The organism is uncultured Jannaschia sp., assembly GCF_947494055.1.
In the GTDB taxonomy this organism is placed as follows: Bacteria; Pseudomonadota; Alphaproteobacteria; order Rhodobacterales; family Rhodobacteraceae; genus Jannaschia.
The window spans coordinates 207906-231605 of sequence record NZ_CANLTR010000002.1 but is presented as its reverse complement, the minus strand read 5'-3'; the positions used below and the strand labels follow the sequence as shown (position 1 = coordinate 231605).

Sequence of the window (23700 nt, the reverse complement as noted above, 5' to 3'; positions counted from 1 at the left end):
CCAACCGGGCCAGCCGTAATGTCACGGTTTAATTTTCTACCCGCAGCGTCACCGCAGCCGGGGTGGGGCGTCCGGGTCGCGAACCGGTCCGGCGGCAGGCGGGTCCGGCAGGTCGATGCGCAGACCGTGGCGGGCCAGCGTGGCCGCGAAGGGCTGCGACGCCCTCAGGAAGGTCACGTCGAGGCTCCCGGCGTCGAGGCCGGAGAAGACCAGCGCCTCCGACACGGCGCGGGCGAGGTCGGGCTCCGCGCCCGGGACCGGATCGACGATGCCCAGCATGTGCGATCGGGAACGATCGGTGTAGGTCACGCCGACGAGATAGGCCTGCCGCGCAAGGCCGGCCGCGAGGCGCAGCTTCGAATCGAGCGCCACGAGGAGCAGTTCCGGCAGACTGCCCGGCGGCGTGATCGTGGCGATCCGGCGCTCCTCTTCGGCCGGCGCGTGGGAGAGCGTCCGCAGCAGCCATGCGACGGCCTCCGGCGGCAGCAACTGCGCCGACGGGGCATCCTCGAGATTGAGCGCGAGGCCCAGACGTTCGGAAGCCAGCATGCGCGCGAGCTGCCGCCCGGACAGGGTGGCCGTCGCCGCGGCGCCGGCGAACGCTTCGAGCCGTTCGGGCAGGTCGAAGGCGAAGGCGTATTGCGCGCCCTCGAAATCCAGAAGCCGCGGCGACATCCTGTCTCCGTCCGAGGCGTCGAGCAGCAGATGCAGTTCGGCCTCCGCGAGACGTTCGTAGAAGGCCAGACGCGCCTCGTCCGTGCCGGTGGCCTCCGCCCTCCGGTGCGCTTGGTCGATCGGCGTCATGCCAGTGCCTCCCGGATTGCCGCCCGCAGGGCGGGCAGCGTCTCGGCCTCGAAGAACGGGTGCTTCTTCAGCCAGGCCGTGTTTCGCCAGGAGGGATGCGGCAGGCAGAAGACGCGCGGAGCGAGGGCGCGCCAGTTCAGCACCCGGTCGGTGACGCGACCGCGGCCCAGATGCCAGTTCTGCGCGTAGCCGCCGATGAGGAGCGTGACCGGCACGTCCCCGGCATGGGCCAGCGCCCGTTCCCGCCAGGTCGCGGCGCAGACCTTCGGGGGCGGAATGTCGCCGCCGGCGGCATCGTAGCCGGGAAAACAGAACCCCATCGGCACGATGGCGACCTTGTCGCGATCCCAGAATGTCGCGTCGTCCACCTGCATCCATTCGCGCAGTCGCACGCCCGAGGGGTCGTCGAACGGCTTGCCCGAGACGTGGGCGCGCATGCCCGGGGCCTGCGACGCGATCAGGACGCGCGCACCGGGGCGAAACCAGACGACGGGCTGCGGACGGTGCGCGGTGGCCGTGGCGGCGAAGCGCTCGGCGCAGATGCGGCAATCGGCGATCTCGGAGGTGACGGTCATCACGCAAGGAATTAGGTGAGCCACACGGCGGATGGAAGGGTCGGGCGCCAATCAGCAATGCCTTTGCGGAACGTTTGGTCAGGGATTTCAAGAACCGCGGATGCCGGGGGTGATGTCGGACTGGATTGCCGGGGAAGTGCGTGACGCCCAGGCCTTGCCTGCCCTTGCATCCAGCCGCATCGGATGCGAGCCCCGCGTCCGGTCGCACATGTCAGTTCGCACGCGCGAGAGCCGCGACGGCGGGCCAGTGCCGAACCGAGCCGACGGCTTTGGAAATCGTGAACAGGCCGTTGACAGCGCTTTCCACTCCTCCTAACTAGCCGCTCGTTGGCACTCCCTCCGGGTGAGTGACAACGCCCGAAACACTAAGCTGAGAGGCTGATGATGGCTTTCAAACCGCTGCACGACCGCGTTCTGGTCCGTCGCGTCGAATCCGATGAGAAGACCAAGGGTGGTCTGATCATTCCCGACACCGCCAAGGAGAAGCCGGCCGAGGGCGAGATCGTGTCCGTGGGCGACGGCGCCCGCAAGGATTCCGGCGAACTGATCGCGCCGTCCGTGAAGGCCGGCGACCGCATCCTGTTCGGCAAGTGGTCCGGTACGGAAGTGACGCTCGAAGGCGAAGAGCTTCTGATCATGAAGGAGAGCGACATTCTCGGGATCATCGGCTGAACGCCGGCATCACCTGAATATCGCCCCTCAATCCATTCATTCTAGGAGAATAACATGGCCGCCAAGGACGTGAAATTCGACACCGACGCCCGCAATCGCATGCTCAAGGGCGTCAACATCCTCGCCGACGCCGTCAAGGTGACGCTGGGCCCGAAAGGCCGCAACGTCGTCCTCGACAAGTCGTTCGGCGCCCCCCGGATCACCAAGGACGGCGTTTCCGTCGCCAAGGAGATCGAGCTCGAGGACAAGTTCGAGAACATGGGCGCCCAGATGGTGAAGGAAGTCGCTTCCCGCACCAACGACGAAGCGGGCGACGGCACCACCACCGCCACCGTGCTGGCGCAGGCCATCGTCAAGGAAGGCATGAAGGCGGTCGCCGCCGGCATGAACCCGATGGACCTCAAGCGCGGCATCGACATGGCCACGTCGAAGGTCGTCGAGGCGATCCGCGCCGCTGCGCGTGACGTGACCGACAGCGACGAGGTCGCGCAGGTCGGCACCATCTCCGCCAACGGCGAGACCGAGATCGGCCGCCAGATCGCCGACGCGATGCAGAAGGTCGGCAACGAAGGCGTCATCACCGTCGAGGAGAACAAGGGCCTCGAGACCGAGACCGACGTCGTCGAGGGCATGCAGTTCGATCGCGGCTACCTGAGCCCGTACTTCGTGACGAATCCCGAGAAGATGACCGCGGATCTCGAGGATTGCATGATCCTCCTGCACGAGAAGAAACTCTCGTCCCTGCAGCCGATGGTGCCGCTCCTCGAGTCGGTCATCCAGTCGCAGAAGCCGCTCCTCATCATCTCCGAGGACGTTGAAGGCGAAGCGCTCGCCACGCTCGTGGTCAACAAGCTGCGCGGCGGCCTGAAGATCTCCGCCGTCAAAGCACCGGGCTTCGGCGATCGCCGCAAGGCCATGCTGCAGGACATCGCGATCCTGACCGGCGGCCAGGTGATCTCGGAAGATCTCGGCATGAAGCTCGAGAACGTCACGATGGACATGCTCGGCTCGGCCAAGCGCGTGTCGATCACGAAGGACACCACGACCATCGTGGACGGCGCCGGCGAGAAGGCGGAAATCGAGGCCCGCGTCTCGCAAATCCGTCAGCAGATCGAGGAGACAACCTCGGATTACGACCGTGAAAAGCTGCAGGAGCGGGTCGCCAAGCTCGCCGGTGGCGTGGCCGTCATCCGCGTCGGCGGCATGACCGAGACCGAGGTGAAGGAGCGCAAGGACCGCGTCGACGACGCGCTCAACGCGACCCGCGCCGCGGTTCAGGAAGGTGTCGTCGTCGGCGGCGGTGTCGCTCTGGTCCAGGCGGGCAAGTCGCTCGACGGAATGGAAGGCGCGAACTCCGACCAGACGGCGGGCATCGCCATCGTGCGCAAGGCGCTCGAGGCCCCGCTGCGCCAGATCGCCGAGAATTCGGGCGTCGACGGCTCCGTCGTGGCCGGCAAGGTCCGCGAATCGACCGATCCCAAGTTCGGCTTCAACGCGCAGACGGAAGAATATGGCGACATGTTCTCATTCGGCGTCATCGACCCGGCCAAGGTCGTTCGTCACGCTCTAGAGGATGCTTCCTCGATCGCCGGTCTGCTCATCACGACCGAGGCGATGATCGCCGACAAGCCCGAGCCGAAGGGCCAGGGCGGCGGTGGCGGCATGCCCGACATGGGCGGCATGGGCGGCATGATGTAAGGCACGTCCTGTACAAGGATTGCGGACCGATGCGTTCGCCGAGAAGGGCTCCTGCGGGGGCCCTTTTTCGTCGAGAGGAAGTTGTCGCGCAGCGCGCCGATCGAAGTCTGGACGCGGCTGGTTCCGGCCGATGTCGCACGCGAAATTCAAACCGATCCGGAACGCGGGTGGATGCGCCGCGTTGACTACCCAACAGCCCGACGTGGCTGTAACATGAGAGTGGAGGAAGACGATGACCCATGACAGTGCGAACCTTGTCGCCGCGGGCGACGTTTCCGGTACCGCCGTCTACGGCGTGGATGACGAACGGGTCGGAACGATCGACCGCGTCATGATCGACAAGCAATCGGGCAAAGTGGCCTACGCGGTGATGAATTTCGGCGGTATCCTCGGCATCGGCGGCGACGAGCGCCCGGTTCCGTGGAACACCCTGACCTACGACACCTCGCTCGGCGGGTTCCGAACTTCGATCACCGAGGCGCAACTCAATCAGGCCCCCGAGGTCGAGCAGGGCTGGGAATCCAACCGCGATTGGGAATCCCGGACCTACGAGAATTACGGCGTCGCGCCCTATTGGATCTGATCGATCCGACGCGATGCGGTTTGGGGCACCCTTCGGGGTGCCCCGTTTCGTTGTACCGGTCGTGATGACGCGGATCCTACCTCGCGCGATCATGTTTCGAAATTGTCGGGTCCGTGCAGCACAGCCCAAGGCGGCGCGACTGCTTGTCTTGCGACAGCTGTTTCAGACCCTTGATCGTCCAAATACACCGCTTCCGGGAGACAATCTTGGCACGCGTCCGGTAAAATACGCAACGCGTTAACGATCCGTGCAATTCGGACGCATAACAACGCATGGAATATCAATCGATTCGGATTTGCCCGGCCAGATGATCGAGTTCGAGAATGTCTCAAAGTCCTTCTGGACGGGAACTCAGCGGAAGGTGATCCTCGATCGGGCCGCGTTCCGGGTGGAGCTCGGTCGTTCCATGGGCATCCTCGCGTCGAACGGGGCCGGCAAGACGACCATCGTCAACATGATGGCCGGTCTCGAGAAACCCGACGAGGGCGAGATCCGCCGCACCTGCCGCGTAAGTTTTCCGCTGGGCTTCATGGGCGGCGTCGTGAACCGCAACACGGCGACCGAGAACGCCCGCTACATCGCGACGCTCTACGGTCTCGACGCGGATTACGTCGAAGCATTCTGTCGCTATCTGTGCGGGATCGAGGAATATTTCGACCGGCCCGTCGGGACCTTCTCGCAGGGGATGCGCGCCCGGTTCGCCTTCGCCCTGATGCTCGCGCTCGAATTCGACGTCTACCTGATCGACGAGGGCATGCCGACCACGACCGATGCCGAATTCAACCGCAAGGCCGGGTCGATCCTCAAGGATCGTCTGCGCGAGGCGACCGTGGTGATCGTCAGTCACCAGCCGCAGGTGCTCGAACGGTTCGCGACGACCGCTGCCGTCCTCCGCGACGGAAAGCTGCATCATTTCGACACGCTCGACGAAGCGCGGAGGCTTTATGAGTACGATGCCTAGGGCCCGCAAGTACCGCATCCGGCCGGACGACGGCTTCAACCGTCCGGGAGCGACGGTTCCGGAGGCCTTGCCGGAGGCACCCGCCGCCGCCCCGCAGGAGGACGCGGAAAGCCCCATGCTGCTGGAGACCCGAGCCCCCGCACGGAACGATCCGCAGCCAGCAGACGAGACCCGCCCGACAGGGCGGCAATTGCGCATGGCCCGGCGCATCGCGCTCCGGCACGGCATCAAGGCGGCCACGGACCAGCAGGCGGTCGAGGCGTTGCGCAAACGCGGGATCGACCCGTTCGAACGCGCGAACATGCTGCAACTCGTGCCGGGCGAGTCGGCGGGCGACGCTGCGGACCTGCCCGTGCCGCACCGTGCCGCGCCGCCGCCGCCGCAGCCCGTCGTTCCCGTCTCGTCCGACGATCAGCGGGCCGGCGAGATCATCCGGATCCAGCGCGACATCGCCCGGCGCCGACGCCGCCGACTGATGCTTCTCGCGACGCGCCTGCTGTTCTTCATCGGCCTGCCGACGCTTCTGGCGGGCCTGTACTACTATCGCATCGCCACGCCGATGTACGCGACGAAGTCCCAGCTGATCATCCAGCAGGCCAGCCCCGCCGAGGGCAGCATCGGGGGGCTCGGCGGCCTGTTCTCCAGCACCGGCATCGCCACGCAGGAAGACATGACAACCGTGCAGGCCTACCTGCTCTCGCGGGCCGCGTTTCGACGGCTCGACGAGGATCTCGACTTCAGAGGTCATTTTGCCGCCGAGGACGTCGACCCCCTCCAGAGGCTCGAAGTCGACGGTTCGCAGGAACAGGCCTACCGGCTCTACAAGCGCAAGGTGAAGATCGGGTTCGATCCGACCGAAGGCTTCATCAAGATGGAGGTGATCGCGGCCGATCCCGAGGTCTCGCTCGCCTTTTCCGAAGCGCTGATCGGCTATGCCGAGGAATGGGTCGATCAGCTCACCGGCCGCCTGCGGCGCGATCAGATGGCGGGGGCCGAGGCGAGCTACACCAATGCCGACGGCCGGATGCGCGACAGCCAGAGGCGGGTCGTGGAGCTTCAGGAACGGCTGGGGGTCGTCTCCGCCGATGCCGAAGTCTCCAACAGCTACGCGCAGATCGGCGCGCTTGAGACCGAGTTGCGCAACGAGCGGATGCGGCTCGACCGTCTGCGTCTGAACGACCGCCCGAACCCGACGCGGGTCGCGGTGATCGAGGCCAACATCGCGCGGCTCCAGCGGGAAATTGATACGGTTCGCGAAAACCTGACATCGGATGGCGTCGAGGATGCGAGCCTGGCGCGCGCCACGGCGGAGCTACAGGTCGCGCAACAGGATCTCGTCACGCGGCAACTGATGCTGCAGCAATCCGCGCAGCAGCTCGAGACGGCCCGGATCGAGGCGAACCGGCAGGTTCGCTATCTCTCGACCCCGGTGCCGCCGCTTGCCCCCGACGAGCCGACCTATCCGCGCGCCTTCGAGAACACGATCCTCGCGTTTCTCGTCTTCGCAGGCATCTATCTCATGGTCTCCCTCACCGCTGCCATCCTCCGCGAGCAGGTTTCGGGGTGAGGCGCGCCCGGGGGGGCGTTTGGTGGACGGCCCTCAGCGCCGAACGGGTCGAACGCGAGTTCGGCCCCGGCCCGCAGGGAGGCGCGCCCGAGGGGCGGTTCTCAAGGTAGGAGGGGCGAAAGGGCTATTCGGAAACGTACCGGTGGCGTGTTTCGCCTTCGAGGGAAAGCGCGTGCGGTCCCGGCTTGCAGGTAAGCGTCTGGCAGGCTCCTCAATGACGTCTTTCGAACCCGCCAGCGACCGTCGTGCTTTGCAAAGCGCCGCGTGAAAGCTAGTTGGGGTGCGACAAGTCACCCACCCCGAGGACCTTTCATGAAGCCGATCGCCGACGTCACCCCGAATACCTGGGAATTCCTGCGCGACCCGATGATCGCGCCGACCGGCTTCCGCGAATACGACGCGCGCTGGAAGTATCCCGAGGGGATCAACCTGCCGGGTGTCACCGCGCTCGGGCTCGGGCTCGGCACGCAGATGCAGATGCGCGGGATCGAACCCCGGATCGCGGTCGGCAACGATTACCGGGATTACTCGCTCGCCATCAAGAACGCGCTGATGCTGGGCCTCGTGCAGGCCGGCATCCACGTGCAGGATATCGGGCCGGCGATCACGCCGATGGCCTATTTCTCCCAGTTCCATCTCGACGCGCCCGCCGTCGCGATGGTGACGGCCAGCCACAACCCGAACGGCTGGACCGGCGTGAAAATGGGGTTCGAGCGGCCGCTGACCCATGGTCCCGACGAGATGGCGGAACTGCGCGACATCGTGCTCGAGGGCCGGGGCGAGACGCGCGACGGCGGCAAGTGGGAGCGCGTGGACGGCGTGATGGAGGCCTATCTCGACGACCTGACCGGCGACTTCAAGATGTCCCGCAAGCTCAAGATCGTCTGCGCGACCGGCAACGGGACGGCTGCGGCCTACGCGCCCGAGGTGCTGCGCCGGATCGGGGTCGAGGTCGTCGATAGCCATAACCGGCTCGACTACACGTTCCCGAACTACAATCCGAACCCCGAGGCGATGGAGATGCTGCACGACATGTCGGCCTCCGTGAAGGCCTCGGGCGCGGACCTCGCGCTTGGCTTCGACGGAGACGGCGACCGCTGCGGCGTGGTGGACGACGAGGGCGAGGAGATCTTCGCCGACATCACCGGCGTCATAATGGCGCGCGATCTCTCCAGCTTGCATGAGAACGCGACTTTCGTGGCCGACGTGAAATCCACCGGCCTCTTCGCCTCCGATCCGGTGCTGCAGGCCAACGGCGCCAAGGCCGATTACTGGAAGACCGGGCACAGCCACATGAAGCGCCGCGTCCACCAGATCGGCGCGCTGGCGGGGTTCGAGAAGTCGGGCCACTACTTCCTGGCCGAGCCGATCGGGCGCGGCTACGACGACGGGATGCGGGTCGCGGTGGAGATCTGCAAGCTGCTCGACCGCAATCCCGACAAGTCGATGAGCGACCTGCGCAAGGACCTGCCCAAGGTCTGGAACACCCCGACGCTGAGCCCCTTCTGCGCCGACGAGGAGAAGTACGACACGCTCCAGCGGATCGTCGACCGGCTCGCGCCGATGAAGGGCGAGGGGTCGCTCGGCGGTCGCAAGATCGTCGACGTCATCACGGTGAACGGCGCGCGCGTGATGCTCGAGAACGGCGGCTGGGGCCTCGTGCGGGCCTCGTCGAACACGCCGAATCTCGTCGTCGTCTGCGAGAGCCCCGAATCGCAGGAGGAGCTGCGCGCGATCTTCGAGGATCTGGATGCGATCATCCGCGAGGAGCCGAATGTCGGCGACTACGACCAGACCTTCTGAGGCATGCGTGCCCGGCTCGCCGCCCTCCTGATCCTCTGCGCCGTCCCCGCCTTCGCACAGGAGGAGGGGACGGCGACGCCGACGCAGCCTTCGGGCGAGATCGAGACGACGCAGGCCGCGGGCGACGACGCGGCGATCCGGAGCCGCATCCGGTCGATCGTCGCCGAACTCGACGGCTTCGAGACGGTCGATGTCGTCGTCCGGGAGGGGATCGTCACGTTCACGGGCGAGGTCCTGGACGCCAGTCAGGTTCCACGCCTCGACGAGATCGCGGCGCGGGTCGACGGCGTCGTCGCGATCCAGAACGACGTGGTCGAGGACACCGATGTGGGCCGCCGGATCGACCCGGTGCTCAACCGGTTCCGCGACCGGCTGGCGCAGGTCGTGGGCTACCTGCCGCTCCTCGTGATCGCGCTCGTCGCGGGCGGGCTCGTGACGGCGGCGGGATTCGCGCTCGCCCGGTGGAACCGACCCTGGGTCCGGCTTGCGCCCAACGCCTTCATCGCGGAGATCTACCGCACCATCCTGCGCCTCGCCTTCGTCGTGATCGGCGTGGTCGTCGCGCTCGACATACTGAACGCGACCGCGCTCCTGTCCACGCTGCTCGGCGCGGCAGGGATCGTGGGGCTCGCCGTCGGCTTCGCGGTGCGCGATACGGTGGAGAACTTCATCGCCTCGGTCATGCTCTCGCTGCGCCAGCCGTTCCAGCCGAACGACGTGGTCGACATCGAGGGCTCGCTCGGGACCGTGATCCGGCTAACGAGCCGCGCGACGATCCTGCTCGACCCGGACGGCAACCATGTGCGCCTGCCGAATGCGGTCATCTTCAAGGCGAAGATCATCAACTATACCCGCAACCACGAGCGTCGCTTCGGCTTCGCGCTCGGCATCGACCCGAACGACGACCTGGCCGAGGCCAAGCGGATCGGCGCGGAGACACTGGCCGCGCTCGACTTCGTGCTGGACGATCCGCCGCCGCAGGTCTGGGTGGCGGAGGCAGGGGACAGCACGGTGACGATGGAGTTCTACGGCTGGCTCGATCAGCGGGCGACGGCGTTCAACGCGGCCCGTGGCGAGGCGCTACGGGTGGTGATGGGCGCGCTCACCCGGGCCGGGATCGGCCTGCCGGAGCCGAGCTACCGCCTCAGCATCGCGGACGGCGGGCTGCCTGTCCTCGACTTGCCGGACCGCGCGAACAGGCCGGAGGCGCTGGTCGCCACGGAGGCCGGGCCCGCGGCGGATCCCGCGCCGCCGGTCCCCGAAGACGTCACCGCCGACACGACGATCTCGCGCATGGTTCTCGAGGAGCGCCGGAAGGAGCCGCTCGGCGACCTGCTGCGCCACGGGGCGCCGCCGGAATGACCGGCTCGTTCCGGCCGGCCGAGATCACGCAGGACCTGCTGCCGCACACGCCGTGGGACGATCCCGCCCTGTCGCGGATGCCGGGGATGCGGCCGGTCGCGGGCCCCTGGATCGTCGTCGACGAGGCCTATGCGGCGCAGATGGCGGAGCGCGAACGGCTGATGGTGGCGAGACCGGACGCGATCTTCGCCGAGACACCCGGCGCAGGCCCGGCGATGGAGGAATTGCGGCGCATCGTCCTCGCCTCGCTTCCCGATGGCTTCGCGCGTGCGGGCGGGACCGTGACCTGCCCCGACGGACGGCAGGTCTCGGAGGAGGGACCTCCGTTCGCGGTGCTGAATGCGCTCCTGCAGGAGGACCTGCTGCTGCTCGACCGGCGGGGCGACGAACACGTCCTGATCGCCGGGCTGCTCTGCTTTCCCGCGCACTGGACGCTGGCGCAGAAGATCGGGCGACCGCTCGGGCGCATCCACCGCCCGATCCCGGTCTACGACGACGCGCTGGCCCTGCGGGTGCAACGCCTTTTCGACCGGGCGCCGCCGGGGCGGGCGATGTGGCGCGCAAACGTCCTGCCGCACGACGACGCGGTGCTGCACCGGCCGCGGCTGGAAGGCGACCCGCGGCCCCATTCACGACCGCCGCGCTACATCCGGTCGGAACGGCAGACGATCCTGCGGCTACCGGAGACGGGCGCAGTGCTGTTCGCGGTTCATACCTGGATTGTGCCCGTCGAACGGCTGACGGAGGATCAGCGGGCGCGGTGTCCGGTGCTCTGACGCATCAGGGCGCAGCGAAGTGCTTCGAGAGCTTCAGCCCCTGACCCTGATAGTTCGAGGCGATCTCCTGTCCGTAGAGCTGTGTCGGCACTTCCGACATCGCCTCGTAGACCAGCCGGCCGACGCTCTGTCCGTCCTCCAACACGAAGGGCGCCTCGTGGCAGCGCACCTCGAGGACACCGCGCGCGGGCGTGCCGTGGCCGAAGCCCGGATCGAAGAAGCCCGCGTAATGCACGCGGAACTCGCCGACCATCGCGAGGTACGGGGCCATCTCGGCGGCGTAGGCGGGCGGAATCGTCACCGCCTCGCGCGAGACGAGGATGTAGAACGCGCCGGGATCGAGGACGATCCGACGTCGATCCGTACGGACGGCCTCCCAGAATTCGGCGGGCCGGTAATGGCCGAGCCGGTCGAGGTCGATCAGCCCGGTATGCGGCTTCGCGCGCCAGCCGACGATCGCCGCGTCGCCCGACGACAGGTCGACCGAGAAACCCAGCCCGTCGTCGATCACCGGCGCACCGTCGACCAGCGACGTCGTGCGGTGCAGGTCGCGCAGCGCCGCGTCGCCCAGAACCGCGTTGCCCGAACGGAAGCGGATCTGGTTGAGTCGCATGCCCGGCCGGACGAGGATGGAGAAGCTGCGCGGGCAGATCTCGGCGTAGAGCGGGCCGTCGTAGCCGGGCGCGATCCGGTCGAATTCGGTGCCGCCATCGGTGACGGTGCGGGTCAGGAGATCGAGCCGGCCGGTCGATGACTTCGCGTTGGCGACAGCCGAGAGATCGCCGGGCAGGGCGAGCCGTTCCTGCAGCGGGACGAGATAGACGCAGCCCTTCTCCAGAACCGCCCCGGGCGTCAGGTCGACTTCGTGCATCCCGAACTCGGTCAGCCGGTCGGCCACGCTGCGTCCCGTTCCCGGCAGGAAGGAGGCACGGACCCGGTAGGCGCGGTCGCCGAGCCGGAGGTCGAGGCTGGCCGGCTGGACCTGCCCTTCGGCGCAGGGAGGGGCGTCGATCACGCCGGCGGCGAGGAGGCGTTCGATCTGCTGGCAGGCGAGAACGCCGGGGGCGAACTGCAAATCCGTCATGGGCTCCCCCTTACGCGAAACGCCCCGCCCCGGCAGGGGAGAGGCGTTGCGATTTGGTCGGGCTAGCAGGACTCGAACCTGCGACCTTCCGTCCCCCAGACGGACGCGCTACCAGGCTGCGCCATAGCCCGACTGCGGGCCTTCTTACGGCTTTCGGCCATGTGCGCAAGCCGAAAGGTCAGTGGTCCGCCCCCGCGTCAAGCTCGGCCTCGACCTCCTCGATGAGGCCCCGGAGCTTGCGCACGATACGGCGCAGCGCCCGCCGGTTCACGGGCGTCAGCTGGATCGTCTGAATGGCCGCCGGTCGAGACGTTCCGAAGCTCGGAGCGGCCTCGACCACAGCATCCTCGACAACGGGCTCGGAAGGGAAGAGCTCCTCGAACTCCGGCTCGGGCGCTGCGACATCCGTCACCGGTTCCGCCGTCTCCGGTTCGATCGGCTCGGGGATCGTGAAGGCCGCCGCCGACTCGACGGGCTCGTCTTCGGAGTTCGGCATCGGCTCGGCGTCATCGTCGTCGAAGGACGGCGCGTCGGCCTCCTCGTCGCCGATTCCCCCGAGATCGATCGAGTCGTCGTCCGTCGAAAGCTCCGGTTCGTCTACCAATTCGGGAAACTCCTCGGGCTGGATCGCGTCCGTCTCCGGCTCGACCGGTTCGGTCGGATTGGGTCCGGCGGGATCGGGCAGATCGTCGGACCGCGTCTTCGGCGGGTCGGGCTGGTCCGGCATCTCACTCGGTTCCGGGACGGGCCTGTCGGCGGGCTGCGGCGGAATTGCGGTCTCGTCGTCATCGGGCACGTCCGGTTGCGACGGGCTCGGGTCGGACGGCGAGGGCAGATCCTCGGGCAGCTCCGGCTCGGCGGGGGCGTCGCGGCGTATGGTGTCGCCCGCGGCCCCCTCTCGGGCGCGATCGAACGACACGACGCGCGACGCTTCCATCCGGTCGTCGTCGCTGCGGATCACGCGACGCGGCCGGGGCGGCGGGTCCGCCCGGTCGAGCGACGGTGAATGCGCCATGACGGCGTCGATCCCCTCGGCGTCGATCTTCTGCACGACCCCGCGGATCGGCAGCCCCTCGTCGTGCAGCAGGACCTTGATGCCGCCGAGAAGGCGCATGTCCTCCGGCCGGTAGTAGCGCCGGCCGCCCGCGCCCTTGACCGGCTCGATCTGGGCGAACTTCGACTCCCAGAAGCGCAGGACATGCGTGGGCACGCCGAGCCAGTCCGCCACCTCGCGGATCGTGCGGAACGCACCTTCGGACTTTTCGGGAGCGCGCGCCAAGCTCAACCTTTCCGTGACGCGTTGCCGGCGACGACGCGATCCTTCATCAGGTGCGACGGCCGGAAGGTCAGGACGCGGCGCGGGGGGATCGGCGCTTCCTCCCCGGTCTTGGGATTGCGCCCGACGCGGGCATTCTTGTCGCGCGTCGAGAAGGTCCCGAAGCCGGAGATCTTAACCTGCTCACCGGCGACCAGCGCGTCGGAGATATTCTCGAGCACCGAACTCACGAGCGCGCTGCTCTCGTTACGGCTCAGACCCACGTTGCGGAACACCGCCTCGCTCAAATCCATTCGCGTCAATGTCTTGTCACTCATCCCCAAGCCCCTCGCACACGGAAACACATCCTGGTCCGATTGTGGCCCGGTCGTAAATCATAGTCAACGCCAGCCACTTGCAGGAGGAACTTCATGCACGGATTCGCGCCGGTCCCTGCCGCGCGCCGCCGGATCACCAGCGCAGCGCCACGGCCCCCCAGGCGAGCCCGCCGCCGATGGCTTCGGTGACGACCAGGTCGCCCCGGCGAAGCTGCTCGCGCTCGACCGCGACCGACAGGGCCAGGGGGATCGAGGCGGCCGAGGTGTTGCCGTGATCGGCCACCGTGACGACGACCTTTTCCATCGGCAGGCCGAGCTTCTGCGCGGTTCGGGTGATGATGCGGATGTTCGCCTGGTGCGGCACGACCCGGTCGATCTCCGCCGCCGTCAGGCCGGCCTTGGCGAGCACGTCCGTCGTCGTCTGCGCCAGCTTGTCGACGGCGTGGCGGAACACTTCCTTGCCGGCCATCATCAGGTGGCCCGTCGTCTGCGAGGCGGAGACGCCGCCGGAGACCTGCAGGATCTCGCGATAGCGACCGTCGCTGTGCAGGTCGGTCGCGAGGATGCCGCGATCCGCGTTGGTTCCGTCGCCGGTCGCGCGCTCCAGCAGGACCGCGCCGGCGCCGTCGCCGAAGAGGACGCAGGTGCTGCGGTCCTCCCAGTTCATGATCCGGCTGAACGTCTCCGCGCCGATGACGAGGACGCGTTCGGCCTGACCTGACTTGATCAGCGAATCGGCATTGGCGAGAGCGTAGACGAACCCCGCGCAGACGGCCTGCACGTCGAAGGCGAAGCCGCGGGTCATGCCAAGGCCGGCCTGCACGATCGTCGCGGTGGCGGGAAAGGTCAGGTCCGGCGTGGAGGTCGCGACGATCACGGCATCGACGGCATCGGCCTCGATGCCGGCCCCGGCAAGCGCCGCGCGCGCCGCACGGATCGCGAGGTCCGAGGTGAGCTGTCCCTCCGCCGCGAAATGCCGCCGCTCGATGCCGCTACGCGAGACGATCCACTCGTCGGAGGTGTCGAGGAAGCTCTCGAACCAGCTGTTCGGCACGACGCGGTCGGGCAGGTAGTGGCCGACACCCCGGATCACGGAACGGATCATCCCTGCGTCTCCGTGGTCAACGCGAGCCCCGCGACACGGGCCTTGATCCGTTCGCTGAAATTCGACTTCGACAATTCCCAGGCGAGCCCGATCGCCGCCGCAACCCCCGTCTCGTCGGCGGCGCCGTGCGATTTCACCACGGTGCCGTTGAGTCCGAGGAACACGCCGCCATTCACCCGGCGCGGATCGATCCGGGTCGAGAGACGCTTGAGCGAGGCCATCGCGAGAACGGCGGCGACCTTCGACAGCGCGGTCGCGCCGAACGCCTCGCCCAGCATGTCGCGCACGAAGCGCGCGGTGCCCTCGCCGGTCTTCAGCGCCACGTTTCCGGTGAAGCCGTCGGTGACGATGACGTCGACGCGGTCACCGGGAATGTCGCTCCCCTCGACGAAGCCGACATAGTCGAACCCCGCCTTCGCCGCGACCTGTTCGATACGGTCGTGCGCATCCTTCAGTTCGGTCCGGCCCTTGTGCTCCTCGGTGCCGACGTTCAGCAGTCCGAGCCGGGGGCGCTCCAGTCCGAGACCGTTGCGCGCGTACGACATTCCCATGAGCGCGTATTGCACCAGATCGTCCGCATCCGCGCGGATGTCGGCGCCCACATCGAGCATGACGTTGAAGCCCGACGGGTTGCGCGACGGCCAGAGGATCGCGATCGCAGGGCGGTTGATCCCCGGCAGCTTGCGCAAGCGCATCATGCTGACGGCCATCAGCGCGCCGGTATTGCCGCAACTCACGCAGACCGTCGCCTCGCCCGAGCGGACGGCATCCACGGCCGACCACATCGAGGTGGACTTGCCCGTCCGCATCACCTGACTGGGCTTGTCGCTCATCGCGACGACATCCGTCGCGTGGCGAACGGTGCAGTGATCCGACAGGCCGCGGCGCCGGGCGATCAGCGCGTCGAGCACACGCCCGTCCCCGTGGACGATGAAGCGGATCGCAGGGTTCGTCTTCACCGCGCGCGCGAGCCCAGCGACGACGGCCTCGGGCCCGTGATCGCCGCCCATCGCGTCGATGGACAGCACGCCCGACGCTTCGGGTCCGGGGTCCGGGGCCTCATCCGACATGACGATCCCCCCTTGTCGTCGCGTGGCGGATCGTCAGGATCAGGCGGCGTCGTCGTCCAGATCGACGGTATCGGCGGCAATCACTTCCCGGTCGGCATAGTGGCCGCAGGCACCGCAAACATGGTGCGGGCGCTTCAACTCGCCACAATTCGGGCATTCGGCCGGATTGCCGGGCTTGAGGGAATCGTGCGAGCGGCGGTTGTTGCGGCGCGACGGGGTGACCTTGTTCTGCGGGACAGCCATGGAGCAACCTCGAGGTCTGTTGGGACCGCGTCGGGCACGGTCCGGTGTCGTTAAAATCTCGGTGGTCCCCTAGTGACATTCGATCCGAGGGTCCAGCGGTTTCCGCCCCGAAGCGGAAAGGACCGCGCATGTCGCAGAGTTGCCGCGTCGATGCAAGCCCGTGCACCCGCCTGCGACGCTCATGCCGGATTGCAGCCCATCCCCTGCGCGGATGCACAGGACTTCCCGAAGGTTCGTGTCTATCTCCGCCTCATCGCACGATCCATTCATTCAAGGAATTCACCATGTGCCTCAAGACACTTTCCGCCAGCGCTCTGCTTTTCGTCGCGGCCACCGTTGCCGTCGTGAACGCGCAGACGGCGCCGAACCATCACCTCGCGCCGGATCGTCTGGCCGAGGTCGAAGCGATGATGTCCCGCGCGGAGTGAGCTTCGCGCCCGCGCTCAATCCTTGCCTTCGAGCTTGTCCTTCAGCGCGGCAAGCCCTGCGAAGGGCTTGATGGTCTCATCGTCGATGGGGTCGGCGCCCGGCGGCGTCGCGCTGAGAGCGAGACCATCCGCCGAGGGCGCGCGCGGGAAGGCCGGGATCGCCAGCGCCAGCGCCTCCTCGAGCACCTCGCCCAGATCTATGATCGCGGGCAGGGGCTCGAGGCTGTCATCCTCCGGCATTTCCGCCTCGTCGCCCGTCGGTGCCTGGTAGTCCGGGGAATAGCGCCGCTGCACCGGTTCGTCGATCCGGGTCGTGACGGGATCGGTCGTCACCCGGCAGGGCTGGATGATCGTCGCGCCGAGCGCGGCGTCGAGCGTCCAGTCGCGATCGGGGCCCGGCCGGACCTCGCCTTCGAGACGGACCTTCCGCAACGCATCGACGCCGAGCCGGTCGGCAAGCTCCTCGAGCTGCCCCGCATCGGGGACGAGGCGCACATGCGTGGGCTTTCGTTGCGGCAGGTCGGCCGGGCGGAGGGGATGGGACAGGACGGGTTTCATCTCTATCGGGCCCTTCGGTTCGGGTCGCGGTCCGGAACGGGCCCGGACTTGATGGCGCCGGCGCCGGCAGATAAGCCATAAGGCGAAAGGGACCACCCGTGCAACGGGGCCCGATCGCGGAAGGGACAGCCGATGACGACGATTGCGAAACGCTTCCTGATCGCCGTGCTCTGCCTCGGCCTCGCCGCCTGCGCCGCGACCTATCGCAATCACGGCTACGTCCCCGAGCCCGAAGCGCTGGCCGCGCTCGACATCGGGGTGGACACGCGGGAGAGCGTGGAGGAGGCCGTCGGCCGCCCCGCGACCAGCGGCGTGGAGCGGACCGATGCCTGGTATTACGTGCAGAGCCGGGTGCGGAACTACGGGCCGTTCCCGTCGCGCACGATCGAACGGCAGTTGGTCGCCCTCTCCTTCGCCGAGAACGGGAGGCTCGCGAACATCGAACGGTTCGGGCTGGAGCGCGGACGCGTGGTCCCGCTGTCGCGCCGCGTCACCGCGAGCTCGATCCGCGACTTCGGCCTCATTCAGCAGCTCCTCAGGAATTTCGGCCGCATCAATGTCGGCGAGACGCTGGCGGACGGCGTGTGACGAAGGTGCCCGGCCACCTCTCCGCGGACGCGATCGCGGCGATGGCGGGGCTCGCCAAGACCCACTTCCTGAACGGCCGCGCGCGGCGGGTGAACAAGTCGCTGGGCGACGCGACCGGGCTCAAGGGCATCGGCGTGCATCTCGTCGAGATCGCGCCCGGCGACCTCTCGACCGAGCACCACGTCCATCATTTCGAGGACGAATGCGTCTATGTTCTCGAAGGCCGGGGAACGGCGCATGTCGGGGAAGCGACGACCGAGATCGGTCCTGGCGACTTCCTCGGACACCCGAAGGGCGGTCTGGCGCACTCGATCGAGAATACCGGCACCGACCCCCTGCGTTGTCTGGTGATCGGCGAACGGCGCGCGCATGACGTGGGCGACTACCCTCGTCTCGGCAAGCGGGTCTACCGCAACGCCGGCCTGCCCTGGAACCTCGTCGACCTAGCCGATGTCGAGACCCCTGAGGCCGGCGCGAAGCGCTAGTCCGCGGGCTCGAAGTCCAGCGCCACCCCGTTGATGCAGTAACGCAGGCCGGTCGGCTGCGGCCCGTCCGGGAAGACGTGGCCCAGATGCCCCTCGCAGCGGGCGCAATGAACCTCGGTGCGCTTCATGAACCACGAATTGTCGACGCTCTCCTCGACCTTTTCGCCGTCGAGCCCGTCGACGGGCTGATAGAAGCTGGGCCAGCCGGTGCCGCTGTCGAACTTCGTCGCCTGATCGAAGACCGGGTTGCCGCAGCCCTTGCAGACATAGGTGCCCGGTCCCTTCGGAAAGTCCTCGTGCGTGCCGGCCCGCTCGGTGCCGTGCTTGCGGAGCACCTTGTAGGCTTCGGGATCAAGCTGTTCCTTCCATTCGGCGTCGGACTTCTCGACCTTCTCCATGACACGCTCCTTCTCGTGGACACCGCCGGAATGCGGTGCGACGCTGTAGATAGGGGTTTGCCCGGCATGGCCAAGGGGATGACGCGACGCATGGACGTGACGGTGGGGCGGTTGCGCGCCCGGCTGGTGGGGGTGGCGGAGGCCGGCACCGGTTTCGCCCTCCGGGCCCGCACCTTCCGGGGCGGAGCGACCGACCTGGACGGGCATGACCGGGACGCGCAGCATCTTCTCGTGGAGGACGGGGGCGTAACCTGCGGCTATGCCAGGATCGCGCTGCAACGCGACGGCACCGCCGCCGACGGCTATGCCGGGGGGCGCTACGACCTCGCCACCTTCGCCCGCGTCTTTCCGAGGGCGGTCGAAGTCGGTCGGATCTGCCTCGCGCCGGAGCGTGACGACCCGCAAGTGCTGCGCCTCATGCTCGCGATGCTGGCGCGGCTGGTCGGGGCCGAGAGGGCGCAGGTGCTCCACGGCTGCGCCTCCTTGTCCATGGGCGGGTGCGGTTCGCTCGCGCTGACCGACCGCATCGCCCCCGAAGCGTGGCGGCCGCGCCCCCGCGCGGCGGAGACGGCACCGCTCACCGCCCTCTCCGGGCCGATGCCACCGCTCCTGCGCATGTGGCTCGCCCTCGGGGCCTCGGTCTCGGACCATGCCGTCTTCGACCGGGATCTGGGGACGCTGCACGTCCATACCGCGCTTCCTGTCGCGGCGATCCCGCGGAACCGGGCGCAGCGCCTCGCGGGCTTGCTCTCTGACGCCTGATTGACGCCACCGGGTCCGACGGATAGCCCGCGCGACATGGCGCGCGCACCCCTTCTCCAGCTTTCCGACATCTCCCTGACCTTCGGCGGCGCTCCCGTCTTCGACGACCTGTCGCTGGTCGTGCAGCCGGGAGATCGCGTGGCACTGGTCGGTCGCAATGGATCGGGTAAATCCACGCTGATGAAGGTGATGGCCGGCCTGGTCGAGGCCGATCGCGGGCTGCGGACGCTCTCGCCCGGCACGTCGGTCGGCTACATGGAGCAGGAGCCGAGCCTCGACGGATTCGCGACGCTGGGCGATTACGCGGCCTCCGGGCTCGACGCGGCGGAGGCCTGGCGGGTCGAGGCGGCGGCCGAGGGGCTGAAGCTCCAGCTCGACGCGTCGCCGCAGGCGGCCTCGGGCGGGGAGCGACGGCGCGCGGCGCTGGCGAAGCTGCTGGCCGAGGCGCCGGAGCTGATGCTGCTCGACGAGCCGACCAACCATCTCGACATCGACGCGATCGCATGGCTGGAGGCCGAGCTGAAATCGACCCGCGCGGCCTATGTCCTGATCTCCCACGACCGGGCCTTCCTGCGCGCCCTGACGCGGGCGACGCTCTGGATCGACCGAGGCGCGGTGCGGCGGCAGGAAAAGGGCTTCGACGCCTTCGAGGCCTGGCGCGACAAGGTCTGGGAGGAAGAGGATCAGGCGCGCCACAAGCTCGACCGCAAAATCAAGGCGGAGGCGCGTTGGGCCGTCGAGGGGATCAGCGCCCGGCGCAAGCGCAACCAGGGCCGCGTGCGCGCGCTGGCCGACCTGCGCGCCGAACGGGCCGGGCAGGTGCGCCGCGCCGGCACCGCCGCGCTGGAGCTCGATGCGGGGCAGGCGAGCGGCAAGCGGGTAATCGAGGCGTCGGAGCTCTCCAAGGCCTTCGGCGATCGGGTGATCGTCCGGGACTTCGACCTGCGGGTGATGCGCGGCGACCGCGTGGCCTTCGTAGGCCCGAACGGGGTCGGCAAGACGACGCTTCTGAAGATGCTGCTGGGCGAGGTCGCGCCGGATGCGGGATCGGTGAAGCTCGGCACCAATCTCGAGGTCGCGGTGTTCGATCAGGCGCGCGCGAAGCTCGATCCCGAGGCGACCCTGTGGGATTCGCTCACGCTCGATCCGCTGCTCGGCGTGTCGGGGGCGTCCGACCAGGTGATGGTGCGCGGCACGCCGCGGCACGTGGCGGGGTATCTCAAGGATTTCCTGTTCGACGACAAGCAGTTCAAGGCGCCGGTGAAATCGCTTTCGGGGGGTGAGAAGGCGCGGCTTCTGCTTGCGCGGATCATGGCGTTGCCGTCGAACCTGCTGGTTCTGGACGAGCCGACGAACGACCTCGACGTGGAAACTCTCGATCTTCTTCAGGATGTTATCGGAGAGTACGACGGCACTGTGCTGTTGGTGAGCCACGACCGGGACTTCCTCGATCTGGTCGCGACGCAGACGGTGGCGATGGAGGGGGAGGGGCGGGCGCAGGTCTATCCGGGCGGCTGGTCGGATTACGTCGCGCAGCGGCCCGAGCGGGGGGAGGGCCTGGTCGGGGCGCCGGCGGGAAAACCGGCGGCGAAGGCGAAGCCCGGGGCGCCGAAGGCGGAGGGGCTGAGCTATACCGAGCGGCACCGGCTGGATCTTTTGCCAAGCGAGATCAGTCGGTTGGAGGCGGAGATCGGGAAGCTGGAGGGGCTGCTCGCCGATCCCGAACTCTATTCCCGCGAGCCGGTGAAGTTCCGCAAGGCCACCGATGCGCTGACCGAACGGCAGGCGAAACTCGCGGCCGTGGAGGAGGAGTGGCTGACGCTCGAGGAGCGGGCCGAAGCGGCGACCTGAGCGGTGTTACCGGCGTGTCACGGCTGTGTTACGGCTGTGGCACTACAGGATTGCAAGACCGCGTTTGCGTTCAGGCGCAGATGCCGTCGAGGTCGTCGGCCCAGGGAATGAGCACCGGGCGCGGGAAGTTCGCCGGCGGGGCGACGGGCAGGGCCTCCGACAGGAGCGCGTGCAGTCGCCCGGTCCGCGCGCCCGACGGGTCGAGCGTGGCGCAGCAGAGATATTCCTCCACGAGGCTCGCCTGCTCCTCGTAGCCGCGTTCGAGGAAGGGCGTCGGCGCGTCGGCGTCGAACAGGTAGGGATCGTCGATCTCGATCTGCTCGAAGAATGCGCGGGCGGGGTGGTAGCCGGTGACGGCGCGGGCCTGCCATTGCCAGACATGGGTCATCTCGTGGGCGAAGAACATCGCCGTGGCGAGGTCGAGATGGTCGCCCAGAGGTGCCGCGTAATCCGGCAGGCTCCAGCGCGGCGCGGTCCAGAGACGCTGGAAGAGGACGATGCCGGCGGTGCTGGCGACGATGCGGCCCTCGATCGGCGGGGCGATCTTCTCGCGGCAGGCGATGCGGGGGCGGGCGTCGTAGGTGATCGGGAAGAGGCCGACGACCGGGCTGCGCGTGATCCGGACGTCCTCGGTCGCGAGGTCCGGCAGGAGCGGCGCGACGAGATCGGCCTCCGCCTGCGTGAGGCCGCGCGTGCAGGCCGGGAGGGCGAGGAGGAGGGCGGCGAGGAGAGCGGGGGCGCGCATGGGGGGCAGCCTTGGCGAAGGGAGCGATCGAGTCACGCGACGACCGTATCGCCGTCGGGCGGGACCGCAATCTACGGATACGGGGGAGGGCGTGGCGCGCGTGGCCTGATCCGGTGAGGGCAGCCCCCGCCCTTGGGGGCGGTCGGGGACTGCCCGTCCTGCGGCCGGGCGGTCGTGACCAGACCTGATGCACGACGTCTCCCGAGGTGGTCTGCCCTGTCTCCGGTGCTGCGGACGTCAGTTCGCGGCCACCTCGCGGGGCGGGGGCGTGCCGGCAATCTCGAGGATGAGCTTGCGCTTCACGGCCTCGGCGAAGGCGGCGCGGGTCTCGGCGGCGACGACGAAGGCGCCGGGGCCGCCGATGATGATCTCGCCGTAGGTCTCCGCGAGGTTGTCGTTTCCGCCCCAGCCGCGCTCGGACACGACGGCGAGCGCGTTGATGGTGACGCCGGCGGCCAGCACCTCCTGCCGGGCGGCCTCGATGCCGGGGCCGGAGAAGTTGCGCGGGGAATCGCCGGAGAAGTCGATGACCCGCCGCCAGCCGTCGATCCGGTTCGTCTCGATCAGGTCGAGGCCGCGGAGCAGCGCCGCGCCGATGGCGTTGCGCCCGACCGCGCGGCGGGGCGGGCCGTCGAGGGCGGCGGCGAAGCGGGCGGCGTCCTCGGCGGTGGCGATTTCCATCCAGTCGACGACGACGTCCTGCGTCTCGGCCCATTCGACATAGGTGACGGCGATGGAGCCGTAGGCGGTGTCGGCGATGGCGGCGAGCACCGCCGGGTCCTGCATGGCCTCGGCGTAGCCCTGCCGCTGGAAGGCGATCTCGGAGGAGGTGATCGAGCCCGAGGCGTCGGCGAGGAGGACGAGTTCGAGATCGGTGTCCTGCGCGGCGGCCGGGGTCGCGAGCGCCAGGAAAACGATCCAGTGGATCGTTTTCAGCGAGCGACGGGCGAAGCCCCGGAGGGCGAGCGCCAGGAAAACGATCCAGTGGATCGTTTTCAGCGAGCGACGGGCGAAGCCCCGGGTGGCGGCTCCGGGCGAGCGGTCGGCGGTTAAGGGCGTATGGCGTCGCATCGGGGACCCTTCGGCTGGCGGGGTTCCCCCGACCCTACGGTGCGGGAGCGGGGGGCGCGCAAGGTAAAGGGGCGCCGGGGCGGGACACGGTGCCGTGATCGGCGCGGGGTTCGGCAGGGCGGCGCGAAGGGCGGCAGTTTCGGGTTGGGCGGGCGTCCGTGATGTGGGGCGGGGTGGTCGTTCGTGATGCGGAGAGGGCAGGCCCCGGCCGCGGGTGGGGGCGAAGCCCCCGCCCATGGGGACGGCCGGGGGCTGCCCAGCTTGCGGCTGGGTAAATACCACCGAATCTAATACTGAATAAACAAGTCAAAATCTCGGATGGAACGAAGGTTAGCACCTTTATTTCTGTCGTAGTCTTAAGAAGTTACGAAGTAGGTCTGATCCTACGCCATGACGTTGTTTCGAGTTCGATTTGGATTGGCGAAGCTATATGTTTACGTCGCAGATAAAAATCTAGGAAGTATAGGCCCAAACAACGTCGCAAATATCAAAGCTACAGTGAGGATTATCAATATCCAGTTTTGCAACCGTGTATCTTTGTGCCGTCGTTGCGCGATTTCATAGTCACTGAGTATCAACAGAGCTTTAGGTCCCATCTCTATCCGTCCTGAGTTCTCGACGAGTGCTTCGTCATGTTTCAAGCTATCAATAACCTTATAGAAATATCGCTGATAAACGGGGGCATCTTTGCGTATATAGAAATTTCGACCATGTATGCGCTCTAACAATCCAAACATGCTAACTCCGTCATGACTGAGTTCATCGTCTGAAAGGAGAACATCCACGACTTCTTGTAGTATTTTCTGCCGCTCCCTCGAGAACTTGATGAATCTCGAGGAAACCTTCGCTTTAACTCTTCTTAAAATATATTGTCGTTCGGTATATCGGCTGAACAAGCCATATCGTATACTTTTCCAA

Annotated in this window: 25 protein-coding genes and 1 tRNA gene; 13 read left to right on the top strand and 13 right to left on the bottom strand. The window is 67.7% G+C overall.

Going from position 1 to position 23700, the window contains the following annotated elements:
* Positions 1–48 precede the first annotated feature (48 nt).
* Entirely contained in the window at positions 49–804 is a 756-nt protein-coding gene (locus tag Q1A87_RS03115; RefSeq protein ID WP_299646935.1) for an SseB family protein, read from the bottom strand.
* Entirely contained in the window at positions 801–1379 is a 579-nt protein-coding gene (locus Q1A87_RS03110; RefSeq protein ID WP_299646933.1) for a uracil-DNA glycosylase family protein, read from the bottom strand. The genes Q1A87_RS03115 and Q1A87_RS03110 overlap by 4 nt, the downstream gene beginning before the upstream one ends.
* A gap of 384 nt (positions 1380–1763) precedes the next feature.
* On the opposite strand from Q1A87_RS03110, the gene Q1A87_RS03105 reads away from it, so the two are divergent.
* The 8 genes from Q1A87_RS03105 (at position 1764) to Q1A87_RS03070 (ending at position 10801) form a co-directional block, all read left to right on the top strand.
* Complete coding sequence (locus Q1A87_RS03105; RefSeq protein WP_299647114.1) at positions 1764–2051, top strand: co-chaperone GroES; 288 nt, start codon at positions 1764–1766, stop codon at positions 2049–2051.
* 54 nt (positions 2052–2105) lie between these two features.
* On the top strand, positions 2106–3749 hold the full coding sequence (groL, locus tag Q1A87_RS03100) for a chaperonin GroEL (RefSeq protein ID WP_299646931.1): 1644 nt from the start codon (positions 2106–2108) through the stop codon (positions 3747–3749).
* A 232-nt stretch (positions 3750–3981) separates the two neighbouring features.
* Positions 3982–4332, top strand: coding sequence for a PRC-barrel domain-containing protein (locus Q1A87_RS03095; RefSeq protein WP_299646929.1), 351 nt, complete (start codon positions 3982–3984; stop codon positions 4330–4332).
* Between the two features lie 307 nt (positions 4333–4639).
* On the top strand, positions 4640–5293 hold the full coding sequence (locus Q1A87_RS03090) for an ATP-binding cassette domain-containing protein (RefSeq protein ID WP_299646927.1): 654 nt from the start codon (positions 4640–4642) through the stop codon (positions 5291–5293).
* Complete coding sequence (locus Q1A87_RS03085) at positions 5277–6860, top strand: capsule biosynthesis protein (protein WP_299646925.1); 1584 nt, start codon at positions 5277–5279, stop codon at positions 6858–6860. Before Q1A87_RS03090 ends, Q1A87_RS03085 begins: the two co-directional genes overlap by 17 nt.
* Positions 6861–7172: 312 nt before the next feature.
* On the top strand, positions 7173–8663 hold the full coding sequence (locus tag Q1A87_RS03080; RefSeq protein WP_299646923.1) for a phosphomannomutase/phosphoglucomutase: 1491 nt from the start codon (positions 7173–7175) through the stop codon (positions 8661–8663).
* A 3-nt stretch (positions 8664–8666) separates the two neighbouring features.
* Complete coding sequence (locus Q1A87_RS03075; RefSeq protein ID WP_299646921.1) at positions 8667–10025, top strand: mechanosensitive ion channel family protein; 1359 nt, start codon at positions 8667–8669, stop codon at positions 10023–10025.
* Positions 10022–10801: a DUF3445 domain-containing protein gene (locus Q1A87_RS03070; RefSeq protein ID WP_299646919.1), complete on the top strand. Its 780-nt coding sequence runs from the start codon at positions 10022–10024 to the stop codon at positions 10799–10801. Before Q1A87_RS03075 ends, Q1A87_RS03070 begins: the two co-directional genes overlap by 4 nt.
* 4 nt (positions 10802–10805) lie before the next feature.
* Here the strand turns inward: Q1A87_RS03070 and Q1A87_RS03065 are convergent, their stop codons facing one another.
* From Q1A87_RS03065 to rpmF, 7 genes are all read right to left on the bottom strand, one after another.
* A complete protein-coding gene (locus tag Q1A87_RS03065; protein ID WP_299646917.1) occupies positions 10806–11885 on the bottom strand; it encodes a 2'-deoxycytidine 5'-triphosphate deaminase in 1080 nt (359 codons plus the stop codon).
* 54 nt (positions 11886–11939) lie between these two features.
* Positions 11940–12016 (bottom strand) — tRNA-Pro (locus tag Q1A87_RS03060).
* A 47-nt stretch (positions 12017–12063) separates the two neighbouring features.
* Entirely contained in the window at positions 12064–13164 is a 1101-nt protein-coding gene (locus Q1A87_RS03055; protein WP_299646915.1) for a MerR family transcriptional regulator, read from the bottom strand.
* A 2-nt stretch (positions 13165–13166) separates the two neighbouring features.
* Positions 13167–13478 (bottom strand): integration host factor subunit alpha, encoded by a 312-nt coding sequence (ihfA, locus tag Q1A87_RS03050; protein ID WP_299646913.1) that lies wholly within the window; start codon positions 13476–13478, stop codon positions 13167–13169.
* 133 nt (positions 13479–13611) lie between these two features.
* On the bottom strand, positions 13612–14583 hold the full coding sequence (locus Q1A87_RS03045; protein ID WP_299646911.1) for a beta-ketoacyl-ACP synthase III: 972 nt from the start codon (positions 14581–14583) through the stop codon (positions 13612–13614).
* On the bottom strand, positions 14580–15653 hold the full coding sequence (plsX, locus tag Q1A87_RS03040) for a phosphate acyltransferase PlsX (protein ID WP_299646909.1): 1074 nt from the start codon (positions 15651–15653) through the stop codon (positions 14580–14582). Before plsX ends, Q1A87_RS03045 begins: the two co-directional genes overlap by 4 nt.
* Positions 15654–15692: 39 nt before the next feature.
* Positions 15693–15896, bottom strand: coding sequence for a 50S ribosomal protein L32 (rpmF, locus tag Q1A87_RS03035; RefSeq protein ID WP_299646907.1), 204 nt, complete (start codon positions 15894–15896; stop codon positions 15693–15695).
* A gap of 284 nt (positions 15897–16180) precedes the next feature.
* Between rpmF and Q1A87_RS03030 the strand changes: the two genes are divergently transcribed.
* Positions 16181–16324, top strand: a complete 144-nt coding sequence (locus Q1A87_RS03030) for a hypothetical protein (protein ID WP_299646905.1) — start codon at positions 16181–16183, stop codon at positions 16322–16324.
* 15 nt (positions 16325–16339) lie between these two features.
* Here Q1A87_RS03030 and Q1A87_RS03025 read toward each other — a convergent pair whose 3' ends face one another.
* Positions 16340–16882 (bottom strand): DUF177 domain-containing protein, encoded by a 543-nt coding sequence (locus tag Q1A87_RS03025; protein ID WP_299646903.1) that lies wholly within the window; start codon positions 16880–16882, stop codon positions 16340–16342.
* Between the two features lie 132 nt (positions 16883–17014).
* On the opposite strand from Q1A87_RS03025, the gene Q1A87_RS03020 reads away from it, so the two are divergent.
* Positions 17015–17470, top strand: a complete 456-nt coding sequence (locus tag Q1A87_RS03020; protein WP_299646901.1) for an outer membrane protein assembly factor BamE — start codon at positions 17015–17017, stop codon at positions 17468–17470.
* Complete coding sequence (locus Q1A87_RS03015) at positions 17467–17955, top strand: cupin domain-containing protein (RefSeq protein ID WP_299646899.1); 489 nt, start codon at positions 17467–17469, stop codon at positions 17953–17955. Before Q1A87_RS03020 ends, Q1A87_RS03015 begins: the two co-directional genes overlap by 4 nt.
* Here the strand turns inward: Q1A87_RS03015 and msrB are convergent.
* Positions 17952–18353 (bottom strand): peptide-methionine (R)-S-oxide reductase MsrB, encoded by a 402-nt coding sequence (gene msrB / locus Q1A87_RS03010; protein WP_299646897.1) that lies wholly within the window; start codon positions 18351–18353, stop codon positions 17952–17954. The two genes, Q1A87_RS03015 and msrB, sit on opposite strands and share 4 nt — an antisense overlap.
* A 66-nt stretch (positions 18354–18419) precedes the next feature.
* On the opposite strand from msrB, the gene Q1A87_RS03005 reads away from it, so the two are divergent.
* Complete coding sequence (locus Q1A87_RS03005; protein WP_299646895.1) at positions 18420–19115, top strand: GNAT family N-acetyltransferase; 696 nt, start codon at positions 18420–18422, stop codon at positions 19113–19115.
* A 36-nt stretch (positions 19116–19151) separates the two neighbouring features.
* Complete coding sequence (locus Q1A87_RS03000) at positions 19152–20966, top strand: ATP-binding cassette domain-containing protein (protein ID WP_299646893.1); 1815 nt, start codon at positions 19152–19154, stop codon at positions 20964–20966.
* A gap of 70 nt (positions 20967–21036) precedes the next feature.
* On the opposite strand, the gene Q1A87_RS02995 is transcribed toward Q1A87_RS03000, so the two are convergent.
* Together Q1A87_RS02995 and Q1A87_RS02990 are read right to left on the bottom strand one after the other, a co-directional pair.
* The gene (locus tag Q1A87_RS02995; RefSeq protein ID WP_299646891.1) at positions 21037–21711 is read right to left on the bottom strand and encodes a hypothetical protein; all 675 of its coding nucleotides are present in this window, start codon (positions 21709–21711) and stop codon (positions 21037–21039) included.
* Between the two features lie 237 nt (positions 21712–21948).
* On the bottom strand, positions 21949–22782 hold the full coding sequence (locus Q1A87_RS02990; protein ID WP_299646889.1) for a DUF1194 domain-containing protein: 834 nt from the start codon (positions 22780–22782) through the stop codon (positions 21949–21951).
* Positions 22783–23700: the final 918 nt, after the last annotated feature.

Bases quoted from the DNA above. Each gene is read 5' to 3' on its own strand.
- Q1A87_RS03095 (WP_299646929.1), top strand. From the start codon at position 3,982: ATGACCCATGACAGTGCGAACCTTGTCGCCGCGGGCGACGTTTCCGGT.
- Q1A87_RS03065 (WP_299646917.1), bottom strand. From the start codon at position 11,885: ATGACGGATTTGCAGTTCGCCCCCGGCGTTCTCGCCTGCCAGCAGATC.
- Q1A87_RS03080 (WP_299646923.1), top strand. From the start codon at position 7,173: ATGAAGCCGATCGCCGACGTCACCCCGAATACCTGGGAATTCCTGCGC.
- Q1A87_RS03075 (WP_299646921.1), top strand. From the start codon at position 8,667: ATGCGTGCCCGGCTCGCCGCCCTCCTGATCCTCTGCGCCGTCCCCGCC.
- Q1A87_RS03030 (WP_299646905.1), top strand. From the start codon at position 16,181: ATGTGCCTCAAGACACTTTCCGCCAGCGCTCTGCTTTTCGTCGCGGCC.
- Q1A87_RS03085 (WP_299646925.1), top strand. From the start codon at position 5,277: ATGAGTACGATGCCTAGGGCCCGCAAGTACCGCATCCGGCCGGACGAC.
- Q1A87_RS03045 (WP_299646911.1), bottom strand. From the start codon at position 14,583: ATGATCCGTTCCGTGATCCGGGGTGTCGGCCACTACCTGCCCGACCGC.
- Q1A87_RS03070 (WP_299646919.1), top strand. From the start codon at position 10,022: ATGACCGGCTCGTTCCGGCCGGCCGAGATCACGCAGGACCTGCTGCCG.
- Q1A87_RS02995 (WP_299646891.1), bottom strand. From the start codon at position 21,711: ATGCGCGCCCCCGCTCTCCTCGCCGCCCTCCTCCTCGCCCTCCCGGCC.
- Q1A87_RS03025 (WP_299646903.1), bottom strand. From the start codon at position 16,882: ATGAAACCCGTCCTGTCCCATCCCCTCCGCCCGGCCGACCTGCCGCAA.
- msrB (WP_299646897.1), bottom strand. From the start codon at position 18,353: ATGGAGAAGGTCGAGAAGTCCGACGCCGAATGGAAGGAACAGCTTGAT.
- Q1A87_RS02990 (WP_299646889.1), bottom strand. From the start codon at position 22,782: ATGCGACGCCATACGCCCTTAACCGCCGACCGCTCGCCCGGAGCCGCC.
- Q1A87_RS03110 (WP_299646933.1), bottom strand. From the start codon at position 1,379: ATGACCGTCACCTCCGAGATCGCCGATTGCCGCATCTGCGCCGAGCGC.
- Q1A87_RS03005 (WP_299646895.1), top strand. From the start codon at position 18,420: ATGGCCAAGGGGATGACGCGACGCATGGACGTGACGGTGGGGCGGTTG.
- Q1A87_RS03000 (WP_299646893.1), top strand. From the start codon at position 19,152: ATGGCGCGCGCACCCCTTCTCCAGCTTTCCGACATCTCCCTGACCTTC.
- plsX (WP_299646909.1), bottom strand. From the start codon at position 15,653: ATGTCGGATGAGGCCCCGGACCCCGGACCCGAAGCGTCGGGCGTGCTG.
- Q1A87_RS03115 (WP_299646935.1), bottom strand. From the start codon at position 804: ATGACGCCGATCGACCAAGCGCACCGGAGGGCGGAGGCCACCGGCACG.
- Q1A87_RS03105 (WP_299647114.1), top strand. From the start codon at position 1,764: ATGGCTTTCAAACCGCTGCACGACCGCGTTCTGGTCCGTCGCGTCGAA.
- Q1A87_RS03020 (WP_299646901.1), top strand. From the start codon at position 17,015: ATGACGACGATTGCGAAACGCTTCCTGATCGCCGTGCTCTGCCTCGGC.
- Q1A87_RS03090 (WP_299646927.1), top strand. From the start codon at position 4,640: ATGATCGAGTTCGAGAATGTCTCAAAGTCCTTCTGGACGGGAACTCAG.
- ihfA (WP_299646913.1), bottom strand. From the start codon at position 13,478: ATGAGTGACAAGACATTGACGCGAATGGATTTGAGCGAGGCGGTGTTC.
- rpmF (WP_299646907.1), bottom strand. From the start codon at position 15,896: ATGGCTGTCCCGCAGAACAAGGTCACCCCGTCGCGCCGCAACAACCGC.
- groL (WP_299646931.1), top strand. From the start codon at position 2,106: ATGGCCGCCAAGGACGTGAAATTCGACACCGACGCCCGCAATCGCATG.